The organism is Nocardia sp. CA-290969, from assembly GCF_050936135.1.
In the GTDB taxonomy this organism is placed as follows: domain Bacteria; phylum Actinomycetota; class Actinomycetes; order Mycobacteriales; family Mycobacteriaceae; genus Nocardia.
Window position 1 is genome coordinate 7,506,272 of record NZ_JBNJNJ010000001.1, and the last position, 26,817, is coordinate 7,533,088.

Here is a 26,817-nt window from a genome sequence, read left to right on the forward strand (position 1 = left end):
ACGGCCGTGGAGACCAACCCGTCCGGTCTCGCCGTGCGCTACGTGGATGCCTCCGGTGCCGCGGAGGAGCTCACCTACGCGGAACTGGACGAACGCTCCAACCGGCTGGCCCGGCTGCTCATCGACCGCGGGATCGGGCCGGAGGATGTGGTCGCGATCGGGATCACCCGGTCGCTCGAATCGGTGCTCGCCGTCTGGGCGGTGGCCAAGACCGGCGCCGGGTACCTGCCCGTGGATCCCACCTACCCGATCGACCGGATGACCCATATGGTGGTCGATTCCGGCGCGGTGCTGGGCCTGACCGTGACCGAATCCGCGGCCGAACTGCCCGGCCGGGTGGAATGGCTGTCCATCGACAGTGCGGACACCGCGGCCCGGCTCACCGGCTACCCGGCCGAACCGGTGACGTTCGACGAACGGGTCCGTCCGCTGCGTGGCGAGCACCCGGCCTACATCATCTACACCTCGGGTTCGACCGGTACCCCGAAGGGTGTGATGGTCACCCAGGCCGGTCTGGCGGGTTTCACGGCGGAACAGCAGGCCCGGTACCGGGTGGACCCCACCGCGCGCACCCTGCACTTCGCCTCGCCGTCCTTCGACGCCTCGGTCCTCGAGTTGCTGCTCGCGGTGGGCGGCGCGGCCACCATGGTCGTGATCGCGCCCACCGTGTACGGCGGTGACGAACTGCACGGATTGCTGCGGCGCGAGCAGGTGACCCATGCCTTCATCACCCCGGCGGTGCTGGCCTCCATCGATCCGGCGGGCCTGGACGAGCTGCGGGTCGTGATCACCGGCGGCGAAGCGTGCCCCCAGGACCTGGTCCGCCGGTGGGCCGGTTCGGCGACGGCGAGCGGACCGCGCGAGTTCTACAACGCCTACGGTCCCACCGAGGCCACCGTCATGGTCAACCTCAGCGGACCCTTCGAGCCGGAGCAGCCGGTCACCATCGGGGCGCCGATCCGCGGCGTCACCGAGTACGTGCTGGACGAACGGCTGGCGCCGCAACCCACCGGGATAACCGGCGAGCTGTACGTCGCCGGTGCCCAGCTGGCCCGCGGGTACCACGCCCGCCCGGGCCTGACCGCGCAACGTTTCGTCGCCAATCCCTTCGCCGACGACGGTTCCCGGCTCTACCGCACCGGCGACCTCGCGCGCTGGACCGCCGGCGGTTCACTGGAATACCTGGGCCGCAACGACTTCCAGGTCAAGATTCGTGGTTTCCGGATCGAACTCGGTGAGATCGATGCCGTCCTCGCCGATCATCCCGCGGTCGATTTCGCCGTCACCGTCGGATACGAGCCCGCCAGCGGCGCCACCGTATTGGCCAGTTATGTGCGTCCCGCCGACGGTGCCGCCGTCGATGTCGAGGAACTGCTCGAATCGGCCGCGAACCGGTTGCCGGCGCATATGGTTCCGGCGAGTATCACTGTGCTGCACGAGATTCCGCTGACACCCGCGGGTAAGCTCGACCGCCGGGCGCTGCCGGAGCCGCAGTTGCGGACGAAGGTGTACCGGGCCCCGGAATCCTCGCTGGAGAAAGAGGTCGCCGCGGTTTTCGCCGATCTGCTGCAGCCCGCGGATCCGGTCGGTGCCGACGACGATTTCTTCGAACTCGGCGGCAACTCGGTGCTGGCCACGCAGATGGTCGCCCGGCTGGGCGCTGTCGTGGACGCCCGGATCCCGGCGCGGCTGCTCTTCGAGGCCCCGACCGTGGCCGCGTTCGCCGAACGGCTGGCCGAGATCAGCGGCTCCGGGGGCCGGGTCGCGCTGATCGCCGGGCCGCGCCCGGAACATATTCCGCTGTCGCCGGCGCAGCAGCGGATGTGGTTCCTGAATCGTTTCGACGGCGCCTCGGCGGCCTACCACATTCCGTTGGCGATCCGGTTGTCCGGCGCGCTCGACGTGGACGCGTTGCGGGCCGCCGTCGGCGATCTGGTCGCGCGGCACGAGGTGCTGCGGACGGTGTACCCCGAGACCGAATCCGGTCCGGTGCAGCTGATCCTGCCGCCTGCGCAGGCGGCACCGCCGCTCACGGTGCGATCCGTCGCCGGGAGCGATATCGTGCCGGCGATGGCGGAACTGGTCTCGGCGGGTTTCGATGTGACGGCCGAGGTGCCGGTGCGCGTAGCGTTGTTCCGGGTCGGCGAGACCGCCGAGACCGAAAGCAGGACAGGGGAATTCGTCCTCGCGCTGGTGGTGCATCATATCGCCGGTGACGGCTTCTCGGTGGGTCCGCTGACCCGTGATCTGATGACCGCGTACGCCGCCCGCTCCGCCGGCGAAGCCCCCGCGTGGGAGCCGCTGCCGGTGCAGTACGCCGATTACGCGCTGTGGCAGCGCGCATTGCTGGGTGACGAAAGCGATCCGGAATCCCTGGCCGCCGAACAGCTCGGCTACTGGCAGCAGGCCCTGGCCGGTGTCCCGGAGCAGCTGGATCTGCCGGCCGACCGGCCGCGGCCGGCGGTGCAGTCGTTCGCGGGCCGCCGGGTGGAGGTGCGGATCGACGCCGAGACCCACGCCGGACTGCTGCGGTTGGCGCAGGAGCAGGGTGCCACGCTGTTCATGGTGGTGCACGCGGCGTTCGCGGTGCTGCTGTCCCGGCTGTCCGGCAGCGACGACATCACCATCGGTACCCCGGTGGCGGGCCGCGGTGAATCGGCGTTGGACGATCTGATCGGCATGTTCGTGAACACCCTCGTGTTCCGGACCGAACTGGATCGCGGCGAGACCTTCGCGGATCTGCTGGCGCGGCAACGCGAAATCGATCTGGCCGCGTTCGCGCATGCGGATGTGCCGTTCGAGCGGCTGGTGGAGGTGCTGAACCCGGCGCGTTCGCAGGCGCGGCATCCGCTGTTCCAGGTGGGCTTCACCTTCCAGAACCTGGCGCAAACCAGTCTCGAACTGCCGGGTCTGACGGTATCGGCGGTGGATTTCGATGCCGCGATCTCGCAATTCGACCTCAACCTCATTCTGGGCGATTCCTACGACGCCTCGGGTTCACCGCAAGGCGTCGCGGGGTCGCTGACCTATGCCACCGCCCTGTTCGATCACGCGACGGTCCAGGGATTCGCGGAGCGGTTCACCCGGCTGCTGGAGCAGATCTCGGCCGGGCCGTCCACGGCGGTGGGCGATTTCGAAATCCTGGATCCGGTCGAGCGGACACGGGTGCTGGCGGAGTGGAATGCCACCGAGCACCGGCTGCCCGCGCGGTTGCTGCTGGACGGGTTCGAACGTGCGGCGGCCGCCTATCCGGATCGGGTGGCGGTGTCGTTCGAGGGCACCGAGTTGACCTATGCGGAGTTTTCGGCTCGGGTGAATCGTTTGGCGCGGTTGTTGATTGCGCAGGGTGTGGGTCCGGAGTCGCTGGTCGGGTTGCTGGTGTCGCGGTCGATCGACCTGGTGGCCGGTATGTATGCGGTGGTGGCCGCGGGTGGTGCGTACGTACCGCTGGATCCGGCACACCCCGCCGAGCGCATCGGCTACATCCTCGATACGGCGCAACCGGTATGCCTGCTGTCGACCATGGTCGATGTGCAGGCGATCGGCGCGGGCGACTCCGCTGCCGCGCGCGGCGCCGACGCTGCCGCTGCCGCTGACGGCGTGGGCGTACTCGCGGGTATTCCGGTACTGGCTCTGGACACTGTGGACACCAGCGGTTTCGATGCCTCGCCGGTGACCGATGCCGACCGGATAACGCCGGTGCGGCCGAGCAACACCGCGTACGTGATCTTCACGTCCGGTTCCACCGGTCGCCCGAAGGGTGTCGCGGTCCCGCATTCGGCGATCGCGAATCAGGTCGCATGGATGCTGGCGCAGTACCCGATGGACACGGGCGACGTCTATCTGCAGAAGACCGCGACCACATTCGACGTGTCGCTGTGGGGCTACTTCTTGCCCCTGGCTGCGGGTGCCCGGCTGGTTGTCGCAACCCCGGACGGTCATCGGGATCCGGCCTACCTCGCACAGGTGATCGCCGAACAGAACGTGACGGTGACGGACTTCGTACCGTCGATGCTGACGGTCTTCGCCGCGCATACCGAGGCGGGCTCTATTCCGACGCTGCGGACTGTTTTCGCGATCGGTGAGGCGTTGCCGCCGGAGACGGTGACCGCGATGCAGGCTGTCTCGGATGCCGCGGTGCACAACCTGTACGGTCCGACCGAGGCCGCGGTGTCGATCACGTACTGGCAGGCCACGGGCGCGGAGTCCGGCAGTGTGCCGATCGGTGTGCCGCAGTGGAATTCGCGTGTGTACGTGCTGGATTCGCGGCTGCACCCGGTACCCGAGGGTGTCACGGGTGAGCTGTACCTCGCGGGCGATCAGCTCGCGCGCGGTTACGTGACGCGCCCGGATCTGAGCTCCGACCGGTTCGTGGCGAACCCGTTCGATGCGGGTGCGCGGATGTACCGCACGGGTGACCTCGTGCGCTGGACGCGCGCCGATACCGGGACAGCTCTGCGTTCGCTACCGGTGCTGGAATACCTGGGCCGTACTGACTTCCAGGTGAAGTTCCGTGGCCAGCGCATCGAACTCGGTGAGATCGAATCGGCGCTGCTGGCGCAGCCGCAGGTGAGCCAGGCCGTGGTGACGATCGCCGGCTCCGATCTGGGTGAGCAGCTGGTCGGCTATGTGGTGCCGGTGCCGGGACAGCACATCGTGCCGGCCGACCTGCTGGACGCCCTGCGTGATGTGCTGCCGGTGTACATGGTCCCGGCCGCGGTGGTCGAACTCGAGGCTTTCCCGTTGAACACCTCCGGGAAGCTGGATCGTAAAGCGTTGCCGGAGCCGGTGTTCCAGGCGCGGGAGTTCCGGGCGCCGGCCACTCCGATCGAGGAGATCGTGGCGAATGTGTTCGCCGATGTCCTGGGGGTGGACCGGGTCGGCGCGGACGATGATTTCTTCTCTCTCGGCGGTAACTCGCTGATCGCGACCCAGGTCGCGGCCCGGCTCGGTGCCGCGCTGGACACCCAGGTCCCGGTCCGCATGCTGTTCGAGGCACCGACCGTGTCCGAGCTGGCCGTGCGGGCGGAGCGTTCCGGTGCCGCCGCCCGGGAGCCGCTGGTCACCGGGCCGCGTCCCGAGCCGGTGCCGCTGTCCTACGCGCAGCAGCGCATGTGGTTCCTCAACCAGTACGACACCACCTCGGTGGCCTACAACCTGCCGATGGCGATCCGGCTGACCGGCCCGCTCGATGTGGCCGCGTTGCGGTCGGCGCTGGCCGATGTGGTGACCCGCCACGAATCGCTGCGTACCCGGTATCCGCAGCATGAGGGCGCGCCCGTGCAGGTGATCGTGCCCGCCGACCGGGCGCGGCCGGAGCTGCCGCTGGTGGAGGTCACCCCGGACGAGGTGGTCGCGAAGGTCGCCGAGTTCGTGGGCGCCGGCTTCGACGTCGCCGCGGACATCCCGGTGCGGATGCGATTGTTCACCACAGGGCCGCGCGAATTCGTGCTGGTGGTCGTGGCGCACCATATCGCCGCGGACGGTTTCTCCATGGGGCCGCTGGCGCGGGATGTGATGACCGCGTACGCCGCCCGGTTCCACGGCGAAGTGCCGGGCTGGGAACCGCTGCCCGTGCAGTATGCGGATTACACCCTGTGGCAGCGGCGGGTGCTCGGCAGCGAGGACGATCCGGAATCGCCGATGGCGCAGCAGACCGCGTTCTGGCAGCGCACCCTCGCGGATCTGCCCGACGAGATCGGGTTGCCGACCGACCGGCCGCGTCCGGTGGTGGCGTCGATGCGTGGTGCCACCGTGCGCGGTGAGCTGGCTGCGAGCGTGGTGCGGGAACTGGAAGCGCTGGCGCGCGAGCGCGGCGCGTCCCTGTTCATGGTGGTGCACGCCGGGCTGGCCGCCTTCCTGGCACGGATGTCGGGGAGCGGCGATATCGCGGTCGGTACCCCGATCGCGGGTCGTGGAGAGCAGGCGCTCGACGATCTGGTCGGCATGTTCGTCAACACACTGGTGCTGCGGACCGCGGTGGACTCCGGTGCGCCGTTCACCGAACTGCTGAAACGGGCCAAGCAGGCCGACCTGGACGCGTTCGGCCATGCGGATGTGCCGTTCGAGCGGTTGGTGGATCTGCTGGCGCCGGAGCGGTCGCAGGCGCGGAATCCGCTGTTCCAGGTGGCGCTGTCGTTCGAGAACAACGAGCAGCCGGCCCTGGAGCTGGCCGGGCTGGAACTGGCCGGGATCGATCTGGCCGAGGGGGTCGCGCGGTTCGATCTGCAGTTCACGCTCACCGACAACGGTGCGGGCGGACTGCTCGTGCTGCTGGACTACGCGACCGAACTGTTCGACGAATCGACGGCCCGGTCGCTGATCACCCGGTTCGTCCGGGTGCTGACGGCGGTCGCCGCCGATCCCGAGGCCGTGGTGGGCGAACTCCGGATCCTCGACGAATCCGAACGGGCCGCAATCCTGTCGCGCTCGGGTGGTCCGGCGGAGCCGGCGCGGACGCTGCCGGAGCTGTTCGCCGCCGCCGCGCAACGGGACCCGGCGGCACCGGCGGTGCTGTTCCGGGACGAGCGGCTGACCTACGGCGAGATCGACGAACGGTCGAACCGGTTGGCGCGGGCGCTGATCGCGCGTGGTCTCGGTCCCGAGGATCTGGTGGCGGTCGCGGTGCCGCGGTCGGCGGATTCGGTGCTGGCCGAATGGGCGGTATCGAAATCGGGTGCGGCGTTCGTGCCGGTCGATCCGTCGTATCCGGCCGAGCGGATCGCGCATATGCTCACCGATTCCGGGGTCCGGGTGGGTGTCACGGTGGCGTCGGTCCAGGCGGACCTGCCGGGTTCCGTGGATTGGCTGGTGCTCGGCGAATCGGACCTGTCGCAGTATTCGGCCGACGCCGTCACGGACGCGGACCGGGTGCGGCCGCTGCGGATGTCGAACGCGGCGTACGTGATCTACACCTCGGGTTCGACGGGTCTGCCCAAGGGCGTGGTGGTGCCGCATACCGGCTTGGCCAACTTCTGCGCGGAGCAGGTGCGGCGGTACGGGCTGACCTCCGACACCCGGGCCCTGGCGTTCGCGTCGCCGTCGTTCGACGCGTCGATCCTGGAACTACTGCTGGCGATCGGCTCGGGCGGTGCACTGGTCGTCGTACCGCCGGGGGTCTACGGCGGTGCGGAATTGAGCGAACTGATCCGTTCCGCCGGGGTGACGCACGGCTTCCTCACGCCGTCGGTGCTGGCCTCGCTGGAACCGGCGGATCTGGCCGGTATGCGGGCGATCGTCGCCGGTGGCGAGGCCGTGCCCGCGGAGTTGGTCGCGCGGTGGTCGGATACGCCCGGACGCGCCTTCTACAACGGGTACGGGCCGACCGAAACCGTGATCATGTCGAATATCAGCGACCCGTTGCGTCCGGGCGACCGGGTGACCATCGGTGGTCCCATCCGGGGGATGCGGGTCTTCGTCCTGGACGACCGGCTCGGGCCGGTGCCGGAGGGCGTGGCAGGCGAGCTGTATCTGGGCGGCGTCCAGGTGACGCGCGGCTACCACGCGCGACCCGGCCTGACCGCGCACCGTTTCGTCGCCGACCCCTACGGTGAGCCCGGGGCCCGGTTGTACCGCACCGGCGATGTGGTGCGGTGGCGGCGGGACCCCGCCGGTGCGCCGGTGGTCGAGTACGTGGGCCGCAACGACTTCCAGGTGAAGGTGCGCGGATTCCGGATCGAGCTCGGGGAGATCGATGCGGCGCTGACCTCGCACGAGAATGTCGATTTCGCGGTCACCACCGGCCACGCGACAAGTGCCGGGGCGACCGTACTGGTGTCGTATGTGGTGCCCGCCCCGGGGCGTTCGGTGGATGTCGCGGCGGTGACGGCGCATATCGCCGAACGGTTGCCGTCGTATATGGTGCCCTCCGCGGTCATGGTGATCGATGAGATCCCGTTGACCCCCGTCGGCAAACTCGATCGGAAATCCTTGCCGGAACCGGAATTCGAGACGCAGACCGCATTCCGTGGACCGCGTAATGCCGTCGAGGAAGTGATCGCCGAAATATTCGCCGATGTACTGAGTGTGGACCGGGTCGGTGTGGACGATTCGTTCTTCGCCCTCGGCGGCGACAGTATCGTCTCGATCCAGCTGGTCTCCCGGGCGAAGGCGCGGGGTGTGCTGTTCACCCCGCGCGATGTGTTCGAGCAGCGCACGGTGGCCGGATTGGCGGCGGTCGCCGAATCCGTGGAGATCGGGGAGACCGCGCCGGCCGCACTGGTGGAGTTGCCGGGCGGCGGGGTCGGCACCATGCCGCTCACCCCGGCCGCGCGGTTCATGGTGGAGCGGCCCGGTTCCTACGGCCGGTTCCATCAGTTGATGGCGCTGGAGCTGCCCGCCGGGGTCGGCCGGGAATCGATCGCCGCGGTCGTGGGTGCGGTACTGGACCGGCACGATATGTTGCGGGCCCGCCTGCGCGCCGTGGACGGCGACTGGCTGCTGGAAACCGCCGAGCCCGGCGCCGTAGACGCGAACGCGCTGATCGACCACACCGTTTTCGACGCCGCCGCCGGAGATGAACAGTTCGTCGAAACTGCCACGGCGGCAGTCGATTCCGCACTCGACCGGCTCGACCCGGCCGCCGGTGTGGTGGTCCGGTTCGTCTGGCTGGAACCCGATACCGCCGAGCGGTCCGGTCGTCTGGTGGTCATCGCGCATCACCTGGTGGTCGACGGTGTGTCCTGGCGTGTGCTGGTACCGGATTTCGTGCTGTCCGCGGTCGCGCACAGCGCGGGGCAGGCCCCCGAGTTGCCCGCGCCGGCCACCTCCATGCGCACTTGGGCGCATGCCCTCGAGCGCAACGCGTACAGCGACGACCGGCTCGCTGAACTCGAGTACTGGCGGACCGTCGCCGGCACCGCCGACCCGCTGCTCACCCGCCGTCCGCTGGATCCGGCGGTGGATACCACCGGGGTCGTCGAGGCCTACGGAGTCCGACTTTCCCCGGAGGTCACCCAGACCCTGCTCACCACCGTCCCGGCCCTGTTCCACGGCGGTGTGAACGACGGCCTGCTCACCGCGCTGGTCCTGGCGACCGCGGCCTGGCGGGCGCGCCGGGTACAGGGGGTCCGGCTCGACGATCCGCTCTTGCTCCGCTTGGAAGGACACGGGCGTGAGGAAGGCGTCGTGCCCGGCGCCGACCTGTCCCGGACGGTCGGCTGGTTCACTGCCATGTTCCCGGTGCGATTCGAACCCGCCGGAATCGATATCGAGGCCGCGCTCACCGGCGGCCCCGAGTTGGGTGCCGCGCTGAAGGCCGTGAAGGAACAGCTACTGGCCGTTCCGGACAAGGGCATCGGCTACGGCCTGCTGCGGTACATGAACTCCGACACCGCGGGTGAGTTGCCGCGGCAGATGCCGGGCCAGGTGAGTTTCAACTATCTGGGCCGGATCGGGGCGGGCGAGATCCCGGAGGATATGCGTGATTTCGGCTGGCTGCCGGCCGGCGACCTCGCCGGCCTGGACGCCGGCCACGACGCGGATATGCCGGCCATGGCGCCGCTGGACATCAATGCCATCGTGGTCGGTGACACGCTCACCGCGCGGATCGGCTACCCCTCGACGCTGCTGTCCGCGGACGAGGCCCGCGAGTTCGGCGACCTGTGGGTGCGGGCGCTGGAAGCGGTGGCCCGCCATGCCGAGTCCGCGGGCGCGGGCGGGCATACACCGTCCGATTTCGGCCTGGTCGAGCTGGCGCAGCAGGATATCGACGGTTTCGAGCAGCGGTTCCCGATGCCGGTGGCCGATGTGTGGCCGCTGTCGTCGTTGCAAACCGGTTTGCTGTTCCACGCGCAGCTGGCCGCGGGGTCGGTGGATGTGTACACCGCGCAGGCGGTGCTCACGCTCACCGGCCGGCTGGACGCCGAACGCCTGCGCGCGGCGGCACAAGCGCTGGTGGACCGCTACGAGAACCTGCGCACCGCCTTCGTCACCGATCGGCAGGGCAGTCCGGTGCAGGTCGTACTCGACGGGGTGCGGATCGACTGGACCGAGTACGACCGCAGTGCCTCCGGCCGCGCGGACGATCTGATCGAAACCGACCGGCTGCGGCATTTCGACCTCACCGAACCGCGGCTGATCCGCTTCACCCTGATCAAGACCGCAACGGATACCTGGCGGTTCGTGGTGACCAATCACCACATCCTGCTCGACGGCTGGTCGATGCCGCTGCTCATGCGGGATCTGCTGGCGCTGTACGCCGTGCGCGCCGACACCGGTGTGCTACCGCCGGTCCGTTCCTACCGGCACTTCCTGGACTGGTTGCGCCGGCAGGACCGCCAGGCCTCGCTGGCGACCTGGAGCGCCGCCCTTTCCGGGGTCGACGAGCCGACCCTGCTCAGTGGTCCGCTGTCCGCCGGAGATGCCGCGCACGAAATCGACGCCTTGTCGGGCGAATACGTCTTCGAGCTGGATACCGCGGCGACGGCGCGGATCACCGCGCTGGCCGCCGAACTCGGTATCACCGCGAATACGGTGTTGCAGGTGGCGTGGGCGATCCTGCTCGGCCGGATCACCAGCCGCGACGATGTGTTGTTCGGTGCCACTGTTTCCGGCCGTCCACCGCAGCTGGCGGGCGTGGAGACCATGGTCGGGCTGTTCATCAACACGGTTCCGGTGCGCGTACATTTCGACCACTCCGAACCCGCGCGCGCCCTGCTCACCCGCACCCAGGCCGAACAGGCCGATCTCCTCGATCACCACTATGTGGGGCTGGCGGATATCCAGGCCGCGGCCGGTATGGCCGCGCTGTTCGACACGCTGCTGGTGTTCGAGTCGTACCCGGTGGACGCCGAAGGTATCCAGGCCCAGGCCACCGATATCGACGGGCTCGCGGTCACCGAACTGGGTATGGAGGACGCCACCCACTACCCGCTGACGCTGGTCGCCTCGCTGAGTTCGACGTTGCAGATCCGGGCCGGTTACCGGCGGGATATGTTCGACGAGGCCGGGGTCCGGCGGATCGCGGACCGGCTGGTGCGGGTACTGACCACGCTCACCGACGCGCCCGATCGCCCCATCGGCGAACTCGACCTGCTCGACAACGCGGAACGCGAACTGGTTCTGCACGGCTGGAACGACACGGCGTACGAGGTCGACTCGTCGGCGACTCTGGTGTCGATGTTCGGTGATCGGGCGGCCCGGATCCCGGACGCGCCCGCACTGAGCTTCGGCTCCGAAACCTTGACCTACGCCGAATTCGCCGCCCGGGTGAACCGGCTGGCGCGACACCTGATTTCGCTCGGCGTCGGCCCGGAATCGGCCGTCGGGCTGATGATGTCGCGGTCGGTGGATCTGGTGGTCGGCATGTACGCCGTCGTCACCGCCGGCGGCGCCTATGTGCCGCTGGATCCGGAACATCCGGCGGAGCGGACGCGGTACGTGGTGGAAACCGCGGCACCGGTGTGCGTACTGACCACCACCGCGGATGTTTCCGCGCTGGAACCGATTTCGGCTACGGGTGTGCCCGTCGTGGTCACGGACACCGAGGATCTGTCCGGATACTCCGATATCGCGCTCACCGACGCCGATCGGGCCGCTCCGTTGCGCGCGGCGAATACGGCGTACGTGATCTTCACGTCGGGTTCGACGGGCCGCCCGAAGGGTGTGGCGGTGTCGCACGGCGCGATCGTGAACCGTCTGGTGTGGATGCAGGCCGAGTACGGGCTCGAGTCTGCTGATGTGGTGTTGCAGAAGACGCCGTCGACGTTCGATGTGTCGGTGTGGGAGTTCTTCTGGCCGTTGCAGATCGGTGCGCGGCTGATGGTGGCCAAGCCGGACGGTCATCGTGATCCCGCCTACCTGGCCGAGATCATCGACACCGAAGGTGTCACGGTGGCGCATTTCGTTCCGTCGATGTTGAGTGCGTTCGTCGGTTCGTTCCCCGAACGGGACCCGGAAAGCCACCGCGCGCTGTGTGGGTCGCTGCGCATGGTGTTCTCCTCCGGTGAGGCGCTGCCGCCGAAACCGGCGCAGCGGTTGCGTGAGTTGACCGGTACCGCGGTGCACAACCTGTACGGTCCGACCGAGGCCGCGGTCGATGTGACCTATCACGAAGTGACCGATGCGGATACGACGATCGTGCCGATCGGCGCGCCGGTGTTCAATACCCGGGTGTATGTGCTGGACGGCCGGTTGCGGCCGGTGCCGGTGGGTGTCGCGGGTGAGCTCTACCTGGCCGGTACACAGCTGGCACGCGGCTACGTGGCCCGACCTGACCTGTCCGCGGATCGTTTCGTCGCCAGCCCGTACGGCGCTGGTGAACGTATGTACCGCACCGGCGATCTGGTGCGGTGGACCGCATCCGGTGAGTTGGAGTACCTGGGCCGCACCGACTTCCAGGTGAAGCTGCGCGGTCTGCGGATCGAACTGGGCGAGATCGAAACCGCCCTGACCGATGCCGACGGCGTCGGGCAGGCCGTGGTTTTGGTGCGCGGTGATACGCCCGCCGGTGACCAGCTGGTGGGTTATGTGGTGCCGTCGGCCGGCGCGGCGATCGACACCGACGCGCTGCGCGCCGATCTGGCAGGCCGGTTGCCGGCGTACATGGTGCCCGAAGCCTTGGTGGTCCTCGCCGAACTGCCGCTGAACAGCAGCGGCAAACTGGATCGTAAAACCCTACCGGCACCGGTTTTCGAAGCGCGCGCGTTCCGGGCGCCGTCGACTCCGGCCGAGCAGATCGTGGCCGAGGTGTTCGCCGAGGTGCTCGGTGTGCCACGGGTGGGCGCCGACGATTCGTTCTTCGCGCTCGGCGGTGACAGCATTCTGTCGATCCAGCTGGTTTCGCGGGCCCGCACCCGCGGTATCGCGTTCACCCCGCGCGAGGTGTTCGAACACCGGACGGTCGCCGCGCTCGCCGACATCGCCCAGGTGGGCGATGTGGAGGAACAGCGGTTGGCCGAACTGCCCGGCGGTGGGGTCGGCGAGATGCCGGTACTGCCGTTCATGTCGCAGATCCTCGGCGAAGGCCAGGCGTACCGGCGTTTCGCCCAGCAGATGACATTGCGGCTGCCGGTCGATATCGACCGGGAAACCCTGATCGCGACGTTGTCGGCACTGTTCGACCACCACGACGCGTTGCGCGCCCGGGTGGCCGAGCGCGCCGGTGCCCCGGTATTCGAGGTGCTGCCACCGGGTGCGATCGATATCGGCGCCCTCCTCCACAAGGTGGAACTCGACGACGCGATCGGCGATGTCGAACTTTCCCGGATAGCCTCGGCCGAATTGGACTCCGCGCTGGGTCGCCTGGACCCGGCGGCTCCCGCGATGGCGCAGTTCGTCTGGTTCGCTTTCGCAGGGGAGCGGCGTGATGTGCTGTTGTTCGCGGCGCATCACTTCGTGATCGACGGTGTGTCCTGGCGGGTGATCATCCCGGATCTGGCGCTGGCCTGGTCGCAGCTCGCCGCCGGTCAGCCGGTGGTCCTGCCGCCGGTGGGTACCTCGCTGCGGCGGTGGGCGCACGGCCTGGCCGAGGCCGCCGTCACCTCGGAACGTGCCGCGGAACTGCCGTACTGGCAGCACGTCGCGTCCACTCCGGACCCGGCTCTGGGTAGTCGGCCGTTCGACCCGGTGGTCGATACCCGCGCGACGGTCGAACGGTTCGAGATCAGCCTGCCCGCCGAGGTCACCGAGGCGGTGCTGACCACCGTGGGTGCCCGCTACCACGGCGGCCCCAACGACGCTTTGTTGTCCGCGCTGGTGCTGGCGATCGCTCGCTGGCGGGACGCCGGCTCGTCTGCGGCCGCGCTGGTGAAGCTCGAGGGGCACGGCCGTGAGGAGGCCGTGGTGCCCGGTGCTGATCTGTCCCGCACTGTCGGGTGGTTCACGGCCGTGTACCCGATCCGGTTGGAATTGCCGGGAATCGATATCGACGCGGCGTTCGCCGGTGGCGATGATCTCGGTGCGTTGGTGAAAGCGGTGAAGGAGCAGTTGCTCGCGGCTCCGGACAAGGGTCTCGGCTACGGAATGCTCCGCCACCTCAACCCCGAAGCGGAAAGCCTGCTACCCGAACGTATTCCGGGCCAGATCGGGTTCAACTATCTGGGCCGGGTCTCGTCCGGGGAGGTTCCGGCCGAGATGGCCGACCTCGGCTGGATGCCCACCGGGGATCTGGGGCCGGTGTCGGCCGATATCGACGGCGATATGCCCGCCCACGCGGCGCTGGACATCAACGCCATCGTCACGTCCGGGGCCGAGGGGCCGGTGTTGAACGCGTCCTTCGCGTATGTCACGGGGCTGTTCACCGAGGAGAAGGTGCGCGAGTTCGCGGACCTGTGGGTCGCCGCGCTCACCGCACTCGCGGAACATGTTCGCCGGCCGGAAGCGGGTGGCTTCACGCCGTCGGATATGCCGCTGGTGCGGGTCGCGCAGACCGATATCGAACAGTGGGAACGAAATTATCCGGAGCTGACCGAGGTCTGGCCGCTGTCGCCGCTGCAGGCGGGGCTGCTGTTCCATGCCCAGCTCGTGCGCGACAGTCACGACGTCTACACCATGCAATCCACGGTCGACCTGGCCGGCCGCGTCGACCCGGCCCGGCTGCGGAAGGCTGCGGAAGGTCTCGTCGCCCGGTACCCGAACCTGCGGACCGCGTTCGTCGCGGACGCCGAAGGACAGTGGGTGCAGGTCGTTCTCGACAACGTGGCGGTGCCGTGGCGCGATATCGACCTGCGGGCTCTGCCGGAGCACGAACGAGCGGACGAACTGGGCCGGCTGCTGGCCGCGGACCGGGCGCAGCACTTCGATATGTCGATCCCCCCGCTGATCCGGTTCCACCTGATCCGGTGGAGCGAGGACACCTGGAAGCTGGCCATCACGACCCACCACATTCTGGTGGACGGCTGGTCCATGCCGCTGCTCATGCGCGACCTGCTCATGCTGTACGCCTTGCGCGGCGATACGTCCGCCCTGCCGCGGGCGGCGTCCTACCGCGGCTTCCTGTCCTGGCTCGCCGACCGCGACCGGGCCGCGTCCGCGCGAGCCTGGCGCGATGCGCTCGACGGATTCACCGAACCCACCCTGCTGGCTCCCGAACCGGTGGCGCGGGAAACCTACGAGGTCGGTGATTACGTCGCCGAGATCGACGCCGATCGCACGCGGCAACTCGCCGCTCGTGCAGCCGATCTCGGCATCACCATGAACACGCTGTTGCAGGCGGCGTGGGGTGTGTTGCTGGGTTGGATGACCGGCCGCGACGATGTGGTGTTCGGCGCCACGGTCTCCGGCCGCCCGGCCGAACTGCCCGGGATCGAATCCATGGTCGGCCTGTTCATCAACACCCTGCCGGTGCGGGTACGGGTCGATCACCGGGCGAGCACCGACGAATTGCTCACCGGGTTACAGCGCGAACAAGCCGCTCTGCTGGAACACCACTACCTCGGGCTGACCGATATTCAGCGGGCCGCCGGGACCGCGGTGCGGTTCGACAGTCTGTTCGTTTTCGAGTCCTATCCCACCGACGCCGCCGCGATCGCCGCCACCGGCGATATCGACGGCCTGTCGGTCACCGGGGTGGGGACCAGCGACAACAGCCACTACCCGATGACGCTGGTGGTGACGGCCGAGAACACCGTGCAGATCGCGCTGAAGTACCTGACCAGCCGGTTCGACGCCGCCGCGGTGGAAACGCTGGCCGCGCGGCTGCTGCGGGTGATCGACCACCTGATCGACGGGCTGGGCCGGCCGGTCGGGGATGCGGAGTTGCTGAACCCCGCCGAACGTGCGGAACTGGCCTCGCGCTCCGGGGGTCCGGCGGTGCCGGCGCGGACATTGCCGGAGTTGCTGGCGGACGCGGTAGCGGTGGACCGGTCGGCGCCGGCGGTGGTGTTCGAGGGTCGCCGGTACTCCTACGGTGAGTTCGACCAACACTCGAACCGTCTCGCGCGGGCACTGATCGCGCGCGGTCTCGGCCCTGAGGATTTGGTGGCTGTGGCGGTGCCGCGGTCGGCGGATTCGGTGCTGGCCGAATGGGCCGTGACCAAGTCGGGTGCGGCGTTCCTGCCGATCGATCCGACGTATCCGAGGGATCGGATCGCGCATATGCTGGCCGATTCGGGTGCGCCCGCGGGTATCACGGTGTCCGCGGTGCGTGACGATCTGCCGGATACGGTGTGCTGGCTGGTGCTCGACGAGCTGATTCTCGATTCGTATTCTGCCGAGCCGATCACCGCCGCGGACCGGGTGCGGGCGCTGACCCCGGCGAATACCGCGTATGTCATCTACACCTCCGGTTCCACGGGCGTGCCCAAGGGCGTTGTCGTCACCCATGCGGGCCTGGCGAATTTCAGTGCCGAGCAGGTCGAGCGATACGGGCTGACCCCGGATTCGCGGGCGCTGGCCTTCGCGTCGCCGTCGTTCGACGCCTCCATGCTGGAGTTCTTGCTGGCGGTGGGTTCGGCGGGCGCGCTTGTCGTGGTGCCGACCGGGAACTACGGCGGCGCCGAACTCGGCGAACTCATCGCCCGCGAAGGTGTCACGGTCGGATTCCTGACGCCGTCGGTGCTGGCCTCGCTGGATCCGGCCGATCTGGCCGGGGTCCGGGTGATCATCGCCGGCGGTGAAGCACTGTCGTCGGATCTGGTGGACAAATGGGCCACCCGCTCCGCGGCGGCGGTGGAACAGGCCGTCGGCACGGCCGAGCACGGTCCGGGCTACGGCGAGCGCCGGTTCCACAACGCCTACGGTCCGACCGAGGCGACCATCGCCACCAATATCAGCGGGCAGTTGTATCCAGGCGATCCGGTGACGATCGGTGGCCCGGTACGCGGGATGCGCGCGCTGGTACTCGACGACCGGCTCCGTCCGGTGCCCGAGGGCGCCGCCGGGGAACTGTACGTCGGCGGTATCCAGTTGGCGCGCGGCTATCACGCGCAAGCCGGTCTGACTGCCGGGCGTTTCGTGGCCGACCCCTACGGTGAGCCGGGTGCCCGGTTGTATCGCACGGGTGATGTGGTGCGCTGGCGTCGTGACGCCGCGGGCAATCCGGCTGTGGAGTATGTGGGCCGTAACGACTTTCAGGTGAAGGTGCGCGGGTTCCGTATCGAGCTCGGTGAAATAGATGCCGTCCTGACCGCGGCGGATTCCGTGGATTTCTCGATCACCTACGGGCACGAGCGCGCCCCGGGTGCGGTATCGCTGGTGTCGTATGTGGTGCCCGCGCCGGGGCATTCGATCGATCCGGCCGAGTTGCGTGAGCACGCCGGGCAGCGGTTGCCGTCGTACATGGTGCCGTCGTCGATCATGGTGCTCGACGCGATCCCACTCACCCCGGCCGGCAAACTGGACCGCCGGGCACTGCCCGAACCGGTCTTCGCCGGTGACGCGGCTTTCCGCGCCCCACGCAGCCCGCTGGAACACACCGTCGCCGGCGTCTACGCCGACGTACTGGGTGTAGATCGGGTCGGCGTGGACGATTCGTTCTTCGAACTCGGCGGCAACTCGCTGCTCGCGACCCGGGTCGCGGCCCGGCTCGGTGCAGTGACCGGGATCGATGTGAGTGTGCAGTGGTTGTTCACCGACGCGACCGTCGGCGGTCTCGCTGCCCGGCTCGCCGAACCGGCCGAAGCGGAAGCGCTGGCCGCGGCGGCGTTGCAGGTGGTGCTGCCTATCCGGGAAACCGGTTCGGCGACACCGATTTTCGCTATTCATGCCCGTGATGGTTTGGCGTGGAGTTTCGCCGCACTTGTTCCGATGTTGCCGGACGATCAGCCGCTCTACGGTATCCAATCCCCGGCCTACTCCGAGCCGGACTACAACCCCGCTTCGCTGACGGAGATCGCGGACCGGTACCTGTCGGAGATCCGGCGCATCCAGCCCGAGGGTCCGTATCGCCTGCTCGGCTGGTCCTTGGGCGGTGTCGTGGCCCATGCCATCGCCACCGAATTGCAGGCGGCGGGTGAGCGGGTCGAGCTGCTCGCGATGCTGGACAGCCATCCCGGTATCGATGCCGATATCTACGAGTCCGCGTTGCGCGCCGCGCTCCTGGAACAGGGCATCCGTACCGAGGACGCCGATGGCAGTGCCGGCGAAGAGGGCAGTGTCGGGGAACTCGGTGATGCGGAGCTGGCGCGTCTGCACGAGTTGATCCCTGCGGAGTTGCTGCGTCTTCCGGCCGAGCGGCTGCGGGCGGTGTTCCGGACGGTGGCGCGGTCGGCGGAATTGCTTGCCGATCACGAGCCGGGGATCTACCGGGGCGCGGTCGATTTCTTCCGCGCCGCCGTACCCACCCCGGGTGCGGAGCAGGAAGACCCCCGGGCCGACCACTGGCGGCCATATGTGTCGGGTGAGGTCGCCGAGTACGAGGTACCGGTGATGCACGAGGAGATGACCACGGCCGAGGCATTCACCGTTATCGCCCCGCACCTGCTGGCCCGCCTCGGGAACACCTCCGGCAACCAGGGCTGAACCGGTACCACCCGACGGACACGATCGGCTGAGTTCCGCCGCTACGGTCCGAGCAGGCAGCACAGCGCGTGCTGCTTGTTCGGACACCGCGGTGATCGCCAGGATAGATCCGTTTCCTGTCGGCCGTGGAACCTGGCCGCTGCCGAGACCTTGTCCCGCCGACGGATGAAACAGCAGGTCGATAGCTAGTATTCAGACAGCACCTGCGGACCTACGTGGGTTGCGAATCGAGCTGGAGGCGGTCCGATGGCAATACCCGCTCCGAAACTGGATCGATGGACTGCGTCCGATCTCGACCATATGCCCGAAGACGGATTGCGCTACGAGGTATTGAATGGCCAGCTCGTCGTCAATGCAATTCCCAAACCCCGCCACCAGTGGCTGATCGGGCAGTTGGGCCACGCCCTGGACGATGCGGTGCCGGCGGAATGCCTTGTACTTCAAGGTGTTGGTGTGCTGATCGGGGACGACGAACCGATCCCCGACCTGATTGTCGCCCAGGGCCCGATCTCCTGGGATGACCGCGGGATTCCCGTGGAACAGGTGCGGTTGGCCGTCGAAGTGGTGTCCGGGTCCACCACCTTGGCCGATCGGATGACCAAACCGGTGGTCTATGCGGCGGCCGGAATACCGCACTACTGGCGTTTCGAGATCAACTCGTTCAAGGGCCGGTTGCCGGGCGAGGAACTGCCGGTGCTGTTCGCCCATACGCTGGGGTCCGAACAGGTCTACGAGCAGACGCATCGAGTCTGCGCGGGGGATACCGCAACTCTGCATACTCCCTTCGAGATCACCATCGCCCCCGCGGCACTGCTTCCCTGACACCGATCTCGCCGTGCCGGCCGGTGGCAACGGATCGGCCACACACCGTTGATGAGCACCGGCCTCGCGGACCGTGCTGTGCGACGAGAGAACGCCCATATCGCGCGGTGAATTCTGCGCTCCATCCGGCGTGCCGCCCGGGGGATACGGGATACCGGCCGATCATGGCCGCATGGCATCTCGACGGATCAGCGGTTCGGCTCATCTGTGGCGTAATGCGGGCACCGTGGCGTGCGGTCTGCTGTTCTACTATTTCGTTCCGGTGAATCTCGATTTACCGGGTTACTGGCCCACCCGGGTGCTGACACTGGTGGCATTCGTGGCCGGTGTCGCGGGCTTGGCGTGGCTCGCCTACCGGCGGATCGGGCAGTTCCTGGCCGCGAGCCGAGATACCGCGCACCGGGTCGACGGGCTGCTGTATCTGGTCTGCCTGGCGGTGTTGTTCTTCGCGTTGTTCTACTACGTGCTCCAGTTGCGCGATCCAGGCCAGTTCGCCGACCTGCGCACCCGCACCGACGCGCTCTACTACACCGTCGCGACCCTCGGAACCGTCGGTTTCGGCGATATCCACGCCGCCGGGCAGGCGGCACGAATCGCCACCACCGTCCAGATGGCGTTCGATCTGGTGTTCGTCGGAACCCTGATCACGGTGACGAGCACCGGGATAACCCGGCGTTTGGGCGCCGCGGATGTCACCGGCCGCCGGTAGCCTGGGGCCGTGCCCGAACTACCCGAAGTGGAGGCGCTGGCGCAGTTCCTGCGGGAGCATGCGGTCGGCGCGGTGGTGGGTCGTATCGATGTGGCGGCCTTGAGCGCGATCAAAACCTTCGACCCGCCGGTGACGGCGCTGTCCGGCCGCGATGTCACCGGAGCGGGGCGGTGGGGGAAGTTCCTGGGGCTGGACTGTGGCGGGTTGTGGCTGATCACGCACCTGTCCCGGGCGGGCTGGTTGCGCTGGACCGACAATCCGAGCGTGAGCCCGCCGAAACCGGGTCGGGGGCCGTTGGCGCTGCGGGTGCATTTCTTCACCCCCGAGGGGGCGACACCCGCTTTCGACCTCACCGAGGCCGGCACCAAGAAACGGCTGGCGGTCTATATCGTGCACGATCCGGGGGAGGTGCCCGGTATCGCCCGCCTCGGGCCCGACGCACTCGCCGTCACCGAACCGGAGTTCGCCGCGATCCTGGGGGAGTCCACCGGCCGGATCAAGAACGTCCTGGTCGACCAGACCGTTCTCGCCGGAATCGGCAACGCCTATTCCGACGAGATCCTGCACACGGCCCGGATCTCCCCGTTCGCCACCGCGAAGACCATGCCGGGCGCGAAGATCTCCGCGCTCTACGACGCCCTGCGCACCGTCCTCACCGATGCCGTCGGCCGGTCGGTGGGACAGGACGCGGCGCGGCTCAAGGGGGAGAAGCGGTCGGGTATGCGGGTGCACGGCCGCACCGGGATGCCCTGTCCGGTCTGCGGGGATACGGTCCGCGAAGTGGCGTTCACGGACCGGTCGTTCCAGTACTGCCCCACCTGCCAGACCGGCGGGAAGGTTCTCGCCGACCGGCGGATGTCGCGGCTGCTGAAGTAGCCGCCGTCAGTCGGTGGTCTTCGGTTCGGCGCCGCCGGGCGCGGCTTCCCGGCCGGCCTCGTCGGCGGGATCCCCGGCACTGTCCGCGAGTTTCTCCACCACCGCGGCCGCGGCCTCGGTCGCCGCGCCCGCCGCGTTCGCCGAGCTGACCTTGCCCAGCAGGGTGCCGTCGTCCTCGGCGTCACCCTCCGGCGATACGGGACGCGCCGCGCTCGCTTCCGCCCCCGCGGGGGCACCGCCGGCCGGGACCAGCTGCGGTGCGCGCACCCCCGCCCACAGCTTGCGCTGGGCGCTGTCGGGATCGTTCTCCACCCGGCCGGGGTCGTCGATGATCAGGGTGCTGCGGTCCTGCTCGGTGTAGCGCGGCCATATCGGCAGGGGTTCGCCGGTGCGGGCGAAATTCAGCCAGTTGTCCTGCACCTGGCGGGTCACCGCGAGGAGACCACGGCGGCTGCCGCCGAGCGTCAGCGCCCGGCTCCACGACTCGTAGACGGCGCCGAAGGTGGGCAGCAGATCGGTCGCGTGCGTGGCACCCAGTTTGTACAGCTGCAACAGCCGCGGCGCGAAATCGTAGCGGTAGGCGTAGGTGGGCGCCTGCCGGCTGTGCCCCGCCATCACCTCCAGCGAGGGCCGCCAGAAGAAGTAGTCGCCGCCCGCGCGGATGGCCGCCGCCTCGCCCGGGAAACCCGGATAGGTGGAGAACACCCGGGGATAGCGATCGGGTCCGGCGCCCGACAGCGCGCGCTTGAGGCGTTCGGGCCGGGTGGGCAGAGTATCGGTGAACCGGTTGAACAGCGCACCCTCGTTACGGCAGGTGCCGATGATCAGCGGCACCGGATGCGCGTGTCCCTCGGCGAAGGCGTCGATCGGGGTCCGCGGCAGCAGGTCACCGTCCGCCACCGGCGCCGCCGGGAAGAACCCCGGGAACTCGGCCATCGCGGCGTTGGACGCGCGGTTGAACGCACGCCGGATATCGTGCGGGTCCGCTTCGCGCAGTAGGCGATTCGCGTCCTGCGGGGCGATGCGGAGTTCGGTCAGCACCCGGCGGGCGAATTCGCTCGCCTCCGCTGTCGTCAAACCCCAGTCGGCGGGCGGGCTCTGCGCGATCCCGCGCTGGAAGAGCCCCGCGGCCGCCGGAGTGGCCATGAGACTCAGCACGGCGTGCGCACCCGCGGATTCACCGAAAATCGTGACATTGCCGGGGTCGCCGCCGAATTCGGCGATATTGGTCTGCACCCAGTGCAGCGCGGCGATCTGGTCGCGCAGACCGAGGTTGGAGTCGTAGGGACTGTCCGGGGTGGAGTACTCGGAGAAATCGGCGTACCCGAACGCACCGAGCCGGTAATTGATCGAGACCATGATCACATCGCCGTCGGCCGCCAGTTGCACGCCGGCGTAGAGACGTAGCGCGGAGGTGCCGAAAAGGTAGCCGCCGCCGTGGATGAACACCATCACCGGCCGCGGTCGCACGGCGGGCGTGACGGGAGCCACGACATTGAGTGTCAGTGAATCCTCGCTCATCTCCTGCAGCTTGCGCGGACCGAGCCGCACCCCGAAGCTGGGCTGGATTCCGGCGGCCCGGAAGTACGTCGCATCGCGCACATCGGTCCACGGCTGCACGGGCTGTGGTGCCCGGAACCGCAGGTCGCCGACGGGCGGCGCGGCGTAGGGGAGCGACCGCCAGTACATCACGCGGCGGCCGCGACCCCCGCGGACGACCCCGTCAGCGGTCGTGATCTGTTCGGTTACGCGCTCGTGCCCACTGGGTATGAGCGCGGGCCCTCCGTGGTTACGCTCCGCTGCCGCCTCCGGGCCTGACTCGCTCATACCGCCGATGGTAACGACGACCGGTCGGTCTCCAACAGCCGTAACCAGAATTCGCTGACGGCCGGGAACGCGGGCACCGCATGCCAGAGCGCCTCCAGCGGGACGCGCCCGGCGACGGCGATCGTCGCGGCATGCAGCTGTTCCCCGACGTCCGGTCCGACGAACGTGGCGCCCAGCAGGGTGTCGGTGGTGTTGTCGAGCACCAGCGCGGCATGACCGCGGTAGTCGTCGCGGGTCAGCGCGGAACCGGCGACCTCGATATCCAGTCCGACCGTGCGGATATCGTGCCCCGCGCGCCGGGCGGCCTCGGCGGTGAGGCCCACCGCGGCGACTTCCGGGTCGGTGAACACGACCTGGGGAACGGCGTGGTGGTCCGCACCCGCCCGGTAGCGCGGCCCGGCCAGTGACCGGCCCTCGGCGCGGGCGGCGATCACATCACCGCACACCCGGGCCTGGTACTTGCCCATATGAGTGAGCGCGGCCCGGTGATTGATATCGCCGACGGCGTACAGCCATTCGCCGGCCACCCCGGTGACCGTCAGCTGATCGTCCACCTCGACATAACCCGGCTCCAGCCCGACGGTGTCGAGCCCGATGTCGTCGGTATTCGGGGTGCGCCCGGTCGCCACCACGATTTCGTCGGCGAGCAGGGTGGTTTCGCCACCGGGCCCCTCGGCGTGCACCGTGACCGGGCCGCCGTGGATCCGGCCTTCCCCGTGGTCCGCGGCGGCCGGTCGCCGGACCCGCCGCGGGCTGGTACCGAAACGGATATCCACCCCGCGTTCGATCAGTGCGGCGGCCACCCGTTCCCCCGCGAACGGCTCCACACCGGTGAGCAGCCGATCTCCGCGTACCAAGAGAGTGACCTCGGCGCCCAGTGCCGACAACCAGGTCGTCGCCTCACAGGCCACCACCCCGCCACCGATCACCACGACCCGTTTCGGGATCTCGTGCAGGTTCGTCGCATCGCGCGAGGTCCACGGCAGTGCCTCGCGCAACCCGGGAATATCCGGCACCGCGGCCCGGCTGCCGGTGGCCAGGACCACCGCCCGGCGGGCCCGGATCTCGTGTTCGCCGATCCGCACGGTCCGCTCGCCGGCCAGCCGGCCGGCGCCGCGGATCACCGCGATCCCTTCCCGCGCCGCCCAGTCGAGCTGGCTCGAATCGTCGTGGTCACCGTCGTGGGCGTGGACGAATTCGTCGCGCCGGCGCAGTACCGCCGCCACATCGGGTCCGCGCCCCTCCACCCCGGGCAGCCCGCGCGCGGCGCCGAGCACATGCCCCGGCCGCAGCAGTGCCTTGCTGGGGATACAGGCCCAATACGAGCATTCGCCGCCGAGGCGTTCGCGTTCCACGATCGCGGCGGTGCGGTCGCTACCGGCCACCGCGTAGGAGGCGGCGTTCTCGCCGGCCGGACCGCCGCCCAGCACTATGACATCGTATTCTTTTGCCGCGGAGTCGATTCCGGTCATCGGGGCGCGCCTACTGCAGGTAGCCCTCGACCTGTCCCGGTGGACTGGGTTGTGCTTCGTCGGGGTTTTCGCCGCGCTCGATCCGGGCCCGTCGCTGTCGCAGCAGATCCCAGCACTGGTCCAGCATGACCTCCAGCTCGGCCAGCCGGCGCCGTTCCACATCGGGGTCGAGTTCCCCGCGGGAGGCCCGCGACCGCAGGTCGTGCTCGTGGTCGACCAGTTCCTTGATCCGCCCGAGGATGTCCTGTTCGGTCATGTCGCCCATGCTACGTCCCGTGCCCGGAATACCTGGTCATTCAGCACGCCGCAGGAGGTAGACGTCCATGATCCAGCCGTGGCGTGCGCGCAGTTCGGCGCGCAGCCGCATGATCCGGTCGGCTACCTCGCCCACCCGGCCGCTGACCAAGGTCTCCGCCGGCATACCGAGGTAGGCGCCCCACCAGATGTAGGTGTCGGCGGGGGTGGCGGTGAACGCGCAGTCGGCGTCGAGCATGACCACGGTGGAACCGGCGGTCAGCCCCTCGTCGCGCAGCCGGCGGCCGGTGGTGATGTGCACGGGTTCGCCGATCCGGTGCAGGACGATCCGGTGCCGTGCCGCGAGAGCGTGCACGCTGGTCACCCCAGGGATCACGGTGTAGTCGAAGGTGAGCGTGCCGCGGTCGAGTACGCGTTCGATCATGCGCAACGTGCTGTCGTAGAGGGCCGGATCACCCCACACCAGGATCGCGCCCACCCCCTCGGTCGCGGCGAAGGCCTGCTCCAGCAGCAGCGAACGGCGTTCGTGCCAGTCGAGCACGGTTTCCCGATAGTTGTCCGGGGCGCGGTCGCGCGGCGGATCGGGTATCTCCACGATGCGGTAGGGGCGGTCGGCGTACTGGTCGAGAATCGCGGTGCGCACATCCACCAGCTGCTGTTTCTCCGTCCCTTTACCCATGACGAAGAAAACGTCGACCTGCCGGAGTGCCTTGACGGCCTGCATCGTCACCTGGTCGGGGTCACCGGCACCGATACCGATCACAAACAGCTTCCGCATGGGGTCAGCTTGGCAGGGAGCGATTGCGGACTGCCGGGCGAGGGTCGGCCGGGCCGCCCACCTACCTCGCGCAGGCGAGAGCACCGAAACGGTGCGTCGGCGGCATGAACAGCCCGCCGGCTGGCTGGCCGGAGCGGGTACGGTCGCTCGATCGGAACGGCAGCAGGTACGGCGCGCGCCACCGGTGCCGGCGACCCCTCCGGTAGCAGGATCACCCGGGGCGCCGGTGGCCGCCGTTCGAGTCGGCATCCTGTGTCGGCGGCGCGAGAGTCCCCCGGGGCGCCCGGGCAAGCCGGGAAAGTAAGCTCGGGCCGTGGCGAGCGCAGCGAACAATCCCGAGGTGAGCGCGGCGAGCAGGGCAGGCGCGGAGAGCAACCGGATCCCGGATACGCAGTACGAAGATCTACTTCGCCGGGTGCTGGAAACGGGTAGCGCCAAGGCCGACCGCACCGGTACCGGGACCCGCAGCGTGTTCGGGCACCAGCTGCGGTACGACCTGGCGGTCGGGTTCCCGCTGATCACCACCAAGAAAGTGCACCTCAAGTCGATCGTGTACGAGCTGCTGTGGTTCCTGCGCGGGGATTCCAACGTGAAATGGCTGCAGGAGCACGGGGTCAGCATCTGGGACGAATGGGCCGACGCCGACGGCGAGCTGGGGCCCGTCTACGGCGTGCAGTGGCGTTCCTGGCCGGCACCCGACGGCCGCCATATCGACCAGATCGCGCAGATCCTGCACACCCTGCGCACCGACCCCGATTCCCGGCGCATGCTCGTCTCCGCGTGGAACGTGGCCGAGCTCGATCGGATGGCGCTGGCCCCCTGCCATGCCCTGTTCCAGTTCTACGTCGCCGGTGGCCGGTTGTCCTGCCAGCTGTACCAGCGCAGCGCCGACCTGTTCCTCGGCGTGCCGTTCAATATCGCCAGCTATGCCCTGCTCACCGTGATGGTGGCCCAGCAGAGCGGGCTCGAACCCGGCGAGTTCATCTGGACCGGCGGTGACTGCCATATCTACGACAACCACCGCGAACAGGTCACCGAACAGCTGACCCGCACGCCCTACCCGTTCCCGCGGCTCGAGCTCACCCCGGCCGCATCGCTGTTCGACTACCGGTACGAGGACGTGCGGATACTGGATTACCGTCATCATCCGGCGATCAAGGCGCCGGTGGCGGTATGACCGCCTCGCCGCCGCGCTTGATCGGCATGATCTGGGCACAGACGCCTGCGGGGGTGATCGGTGCGGACAACGCCATCCCCTGGCGAGTGCCCGAGGATATGGCACTCTTCCGGGAGACGACCACCGGTCACACCGTGGTGATGGGCCGGCGGACCTGGGATTCGCTGTCGGATCGTTTCCGTCCGCTACCGGGGCGGCGCAATATCGTCGTGACCCGGCAGGCGGGTTGGTCGGCCGAGGGTGCCGAAACCGCCGGGTCGGTCGCGGCCGCGCTCGACCTGGCCGCGCCCGCCACCACCTGGGTGATGGGCGGCGGCGAGATCTACCGGGAGGCTCTCCCGTACGCGACCGAACTGCTGATCACCGAGGTCGACACCGATGTGTCCGGCGATGTCTACGCCCCCCTGCTCGGCTCCGAATGGCACAGTGCCGACTCGCAGGACTGGCGCGAATCCTCGACCGGGCTGCGCTATCGCACCCGGCGCTTCACCCGCTGAGTACG

Annotated in this window: 9 protein-coding genes and 1 pseudogene; 6 read left to right on the forward strand and 4 right to left on the reverse strand. The window is 68.8% G+C overall.

Annotated elements, in window-relative coordinates; genetic code table 11:
- Positions 1-3 precede the first annotated feature (3 nt).
- The 4 genes and pseudogenes from ACQEVO_RS34225 to ACQEVO_RS34240 form a co-directional block, all read left to right on the forward strand.
- A pseudogene (locus ACQEVO_RS34225) lies at positions 4-18,399 on the forward strand (non-ribosomal peptide synthase/polyketide synthase); the annotation flags it as partial.
- A gap of 246 nt (positions 18,400-18,645) precedes the next feature.
- Positions 18,646-19,221: a Uma2 family endonuclease gene (locus ACQEVO_RS34230; protein ID WP_432921280.1), complete on the forward strand. Its 576-nt coding sequence runs from the start codon at positions 18,646-18,648 to the stop codon at positions 19,219-19,221.
- Between the two features lie 172 nt (positions 19,222-19,393).
- Positions 19,394-19,930 carry a potassium channel family protein gene (locus ACQEVO_RS34235; RefSeq protein WP_432921283.1) on the forward strand — a complete coding sequence of 179 codons (537 nt, stop codon included), beginning with the start codon at positions 19,394-19,396 and terminating at the stop codon, positions 19,928-19,930.
- Positions 19,931-19,939: 9 nt separating this feature from the next.
- Positions 19,940-20,806: an Fpg/Nei family DNA glycosylase gene (locus ACQEVO_RS34240; RefSeq protein WP_432921286.1), complete on the forward strand. Its 867-nt coding sequence runs from the start codon at positions 19,940-19,942 to the stop codon at positions 20,804-20,806.
- A gap of 6 nt (positions 20,807-20,812) precedes the next feature.
- On the opposite strand, the gene ACQEVO_RS34245 is transcribed toward ACQEVO_RS34240, so the two are convergent.
- The 4 genes from ACQEVO_RS34245 to cobF are packed head-to-tail and all read right to left on the reverse strand — an operon-like array spanning position 20,813 to position 25,138.
- Complete coding sequence (locus ACQEVO_RS34245; protein ID WP_432921289.1) at positions 20,813-22,633, reverse strand: carboxylesterase/lipase family protein; 1,821 nt, start codon at positions 22,631-22,633, stop codon at positions 20,813-20,815.
- The gene (locus tag ACQEVO_RS34250; RefSeq protein ID WP_432921292.1) at positions 22,630-24,105 is read right to left on the reverse strand and encodes a dihydrolipoyl dehydrogenase family protein; all 1,476 of its coding nucleotides are present in this window, start codon (positions 24,103-24,105) and stop codon (positions 22,630-22,632) included. Before ACQEVO_RS34250 ends, ACQEVO_RS34245 begins: the two co-directional genes overlap by 4 nt.
- 10 nt (positions 24,106-24,115) lie before the next feature.
- On the reverse strand, positions 24,116-24,361 hold the full coding sequence (locus ACQEVO_RS34255) for a DUF2630 family protein (protein WP_280399522.1): 246 nt from the start codon (positions 24,359-24,361) through the stop codon (positions 24,116-24,118).
- A 36-nt stretch (positions 24,362-24,397) separates the two neighbouring features.
- On the reverse strand, positions 24,398-25,138 hold the full coding sequence (cobF, locus tag ACQEVO_RS34260; RefSeq protein WP_432921296.1) for a precorrin-6A synthase (deacetylating): 741 nt from the start codon (positions 25,136-25,138) through the stop codon (positions 24,398-24,400).
- Positions 25,139-25,517: 379 nt separating this feature from the next.
- On the opposite strand from cobF, the gene ACQEVO_RS34265 reads away from it, so the two are divergent.
- Positions 25,518-26,315: a thymidylate synthase gene (locus ACQEVO_RS34265; RefSeq protein ID WP_432923329.1), complete on the forward strand. Its 798-nt coding sequence runs from the start codon at positions 25,518-25,520 to the stop codon at positions 26,313-26,315.
- Positions 26,312-26,812 carry a dihydrofolate reductase gene (locus tag ACQEVO_RS34270; protein ID WP_432921299.1) on the forward strand — a complete coding sequence of 167 codons (501 nt, stop codon included), beginning with the start codon at positions 26,312-26,314 and terminating at the stop codon, positions 26,810-26,812. The genes ACQEVO_RS34265 and ACQEVO_RS34270 overlap by 4 nt, the downstream gene beginning before the upstream one ends.
- Positions 26,813-26,817 lie beyond the last annotated feature (5 nt).

Coding starts and splice junctions, on each gene's coding strand:
- ACQEVO_RS34230 (WP_432921280.1), top strand. CDS start 18,646: ATGGCAATACCCGCTCCGAAACTGGATCGATGGACTGCGTCCGATCTC.
- ACQEVO_RS34235 (WP_432921283.1), top strand. CDS start 19,394: ATGGCATCTCGACGGATCAGCGGTTCGGCTCATCTGTGGCGTAATGCG.
- ACQEVO_RS34245 (WP_432921289.1), bottom strand. CDS start 22,633: ATGAGCGAGTCAGGCCCGGAGGCGGCAGCGGAGCGTAACCACGGAGGG.
- ACQEVO_RS34250 (WP_432921292.1), bottom strand. CDS start 24,105: ATGACCGGAATCGACTCCGCGGCAAAAGAATACGATGTCATAGTGCTG.
- ACQEVO_RS34255 (WP_280399522.1), bottom strand. CDS start 24,361: ATGACCGAACAGGACATCCTCGGGCGGATCAAGGAACTGGTCGACCAC.
- cobF (WP_432921296.1), bottom strand. CDS start 25,138: ATGCGGAAGCTGTTTGTGATCGGTATCGGTGCCGGTGACCCCGACCAG.
- ACQEVO_RS34270 (WP_432921299.1), top strand. CDS start 26,312: ATGACCGCCTCGCCGCCGCGCTTGATCGGCATGATCTGGGCACAGACG.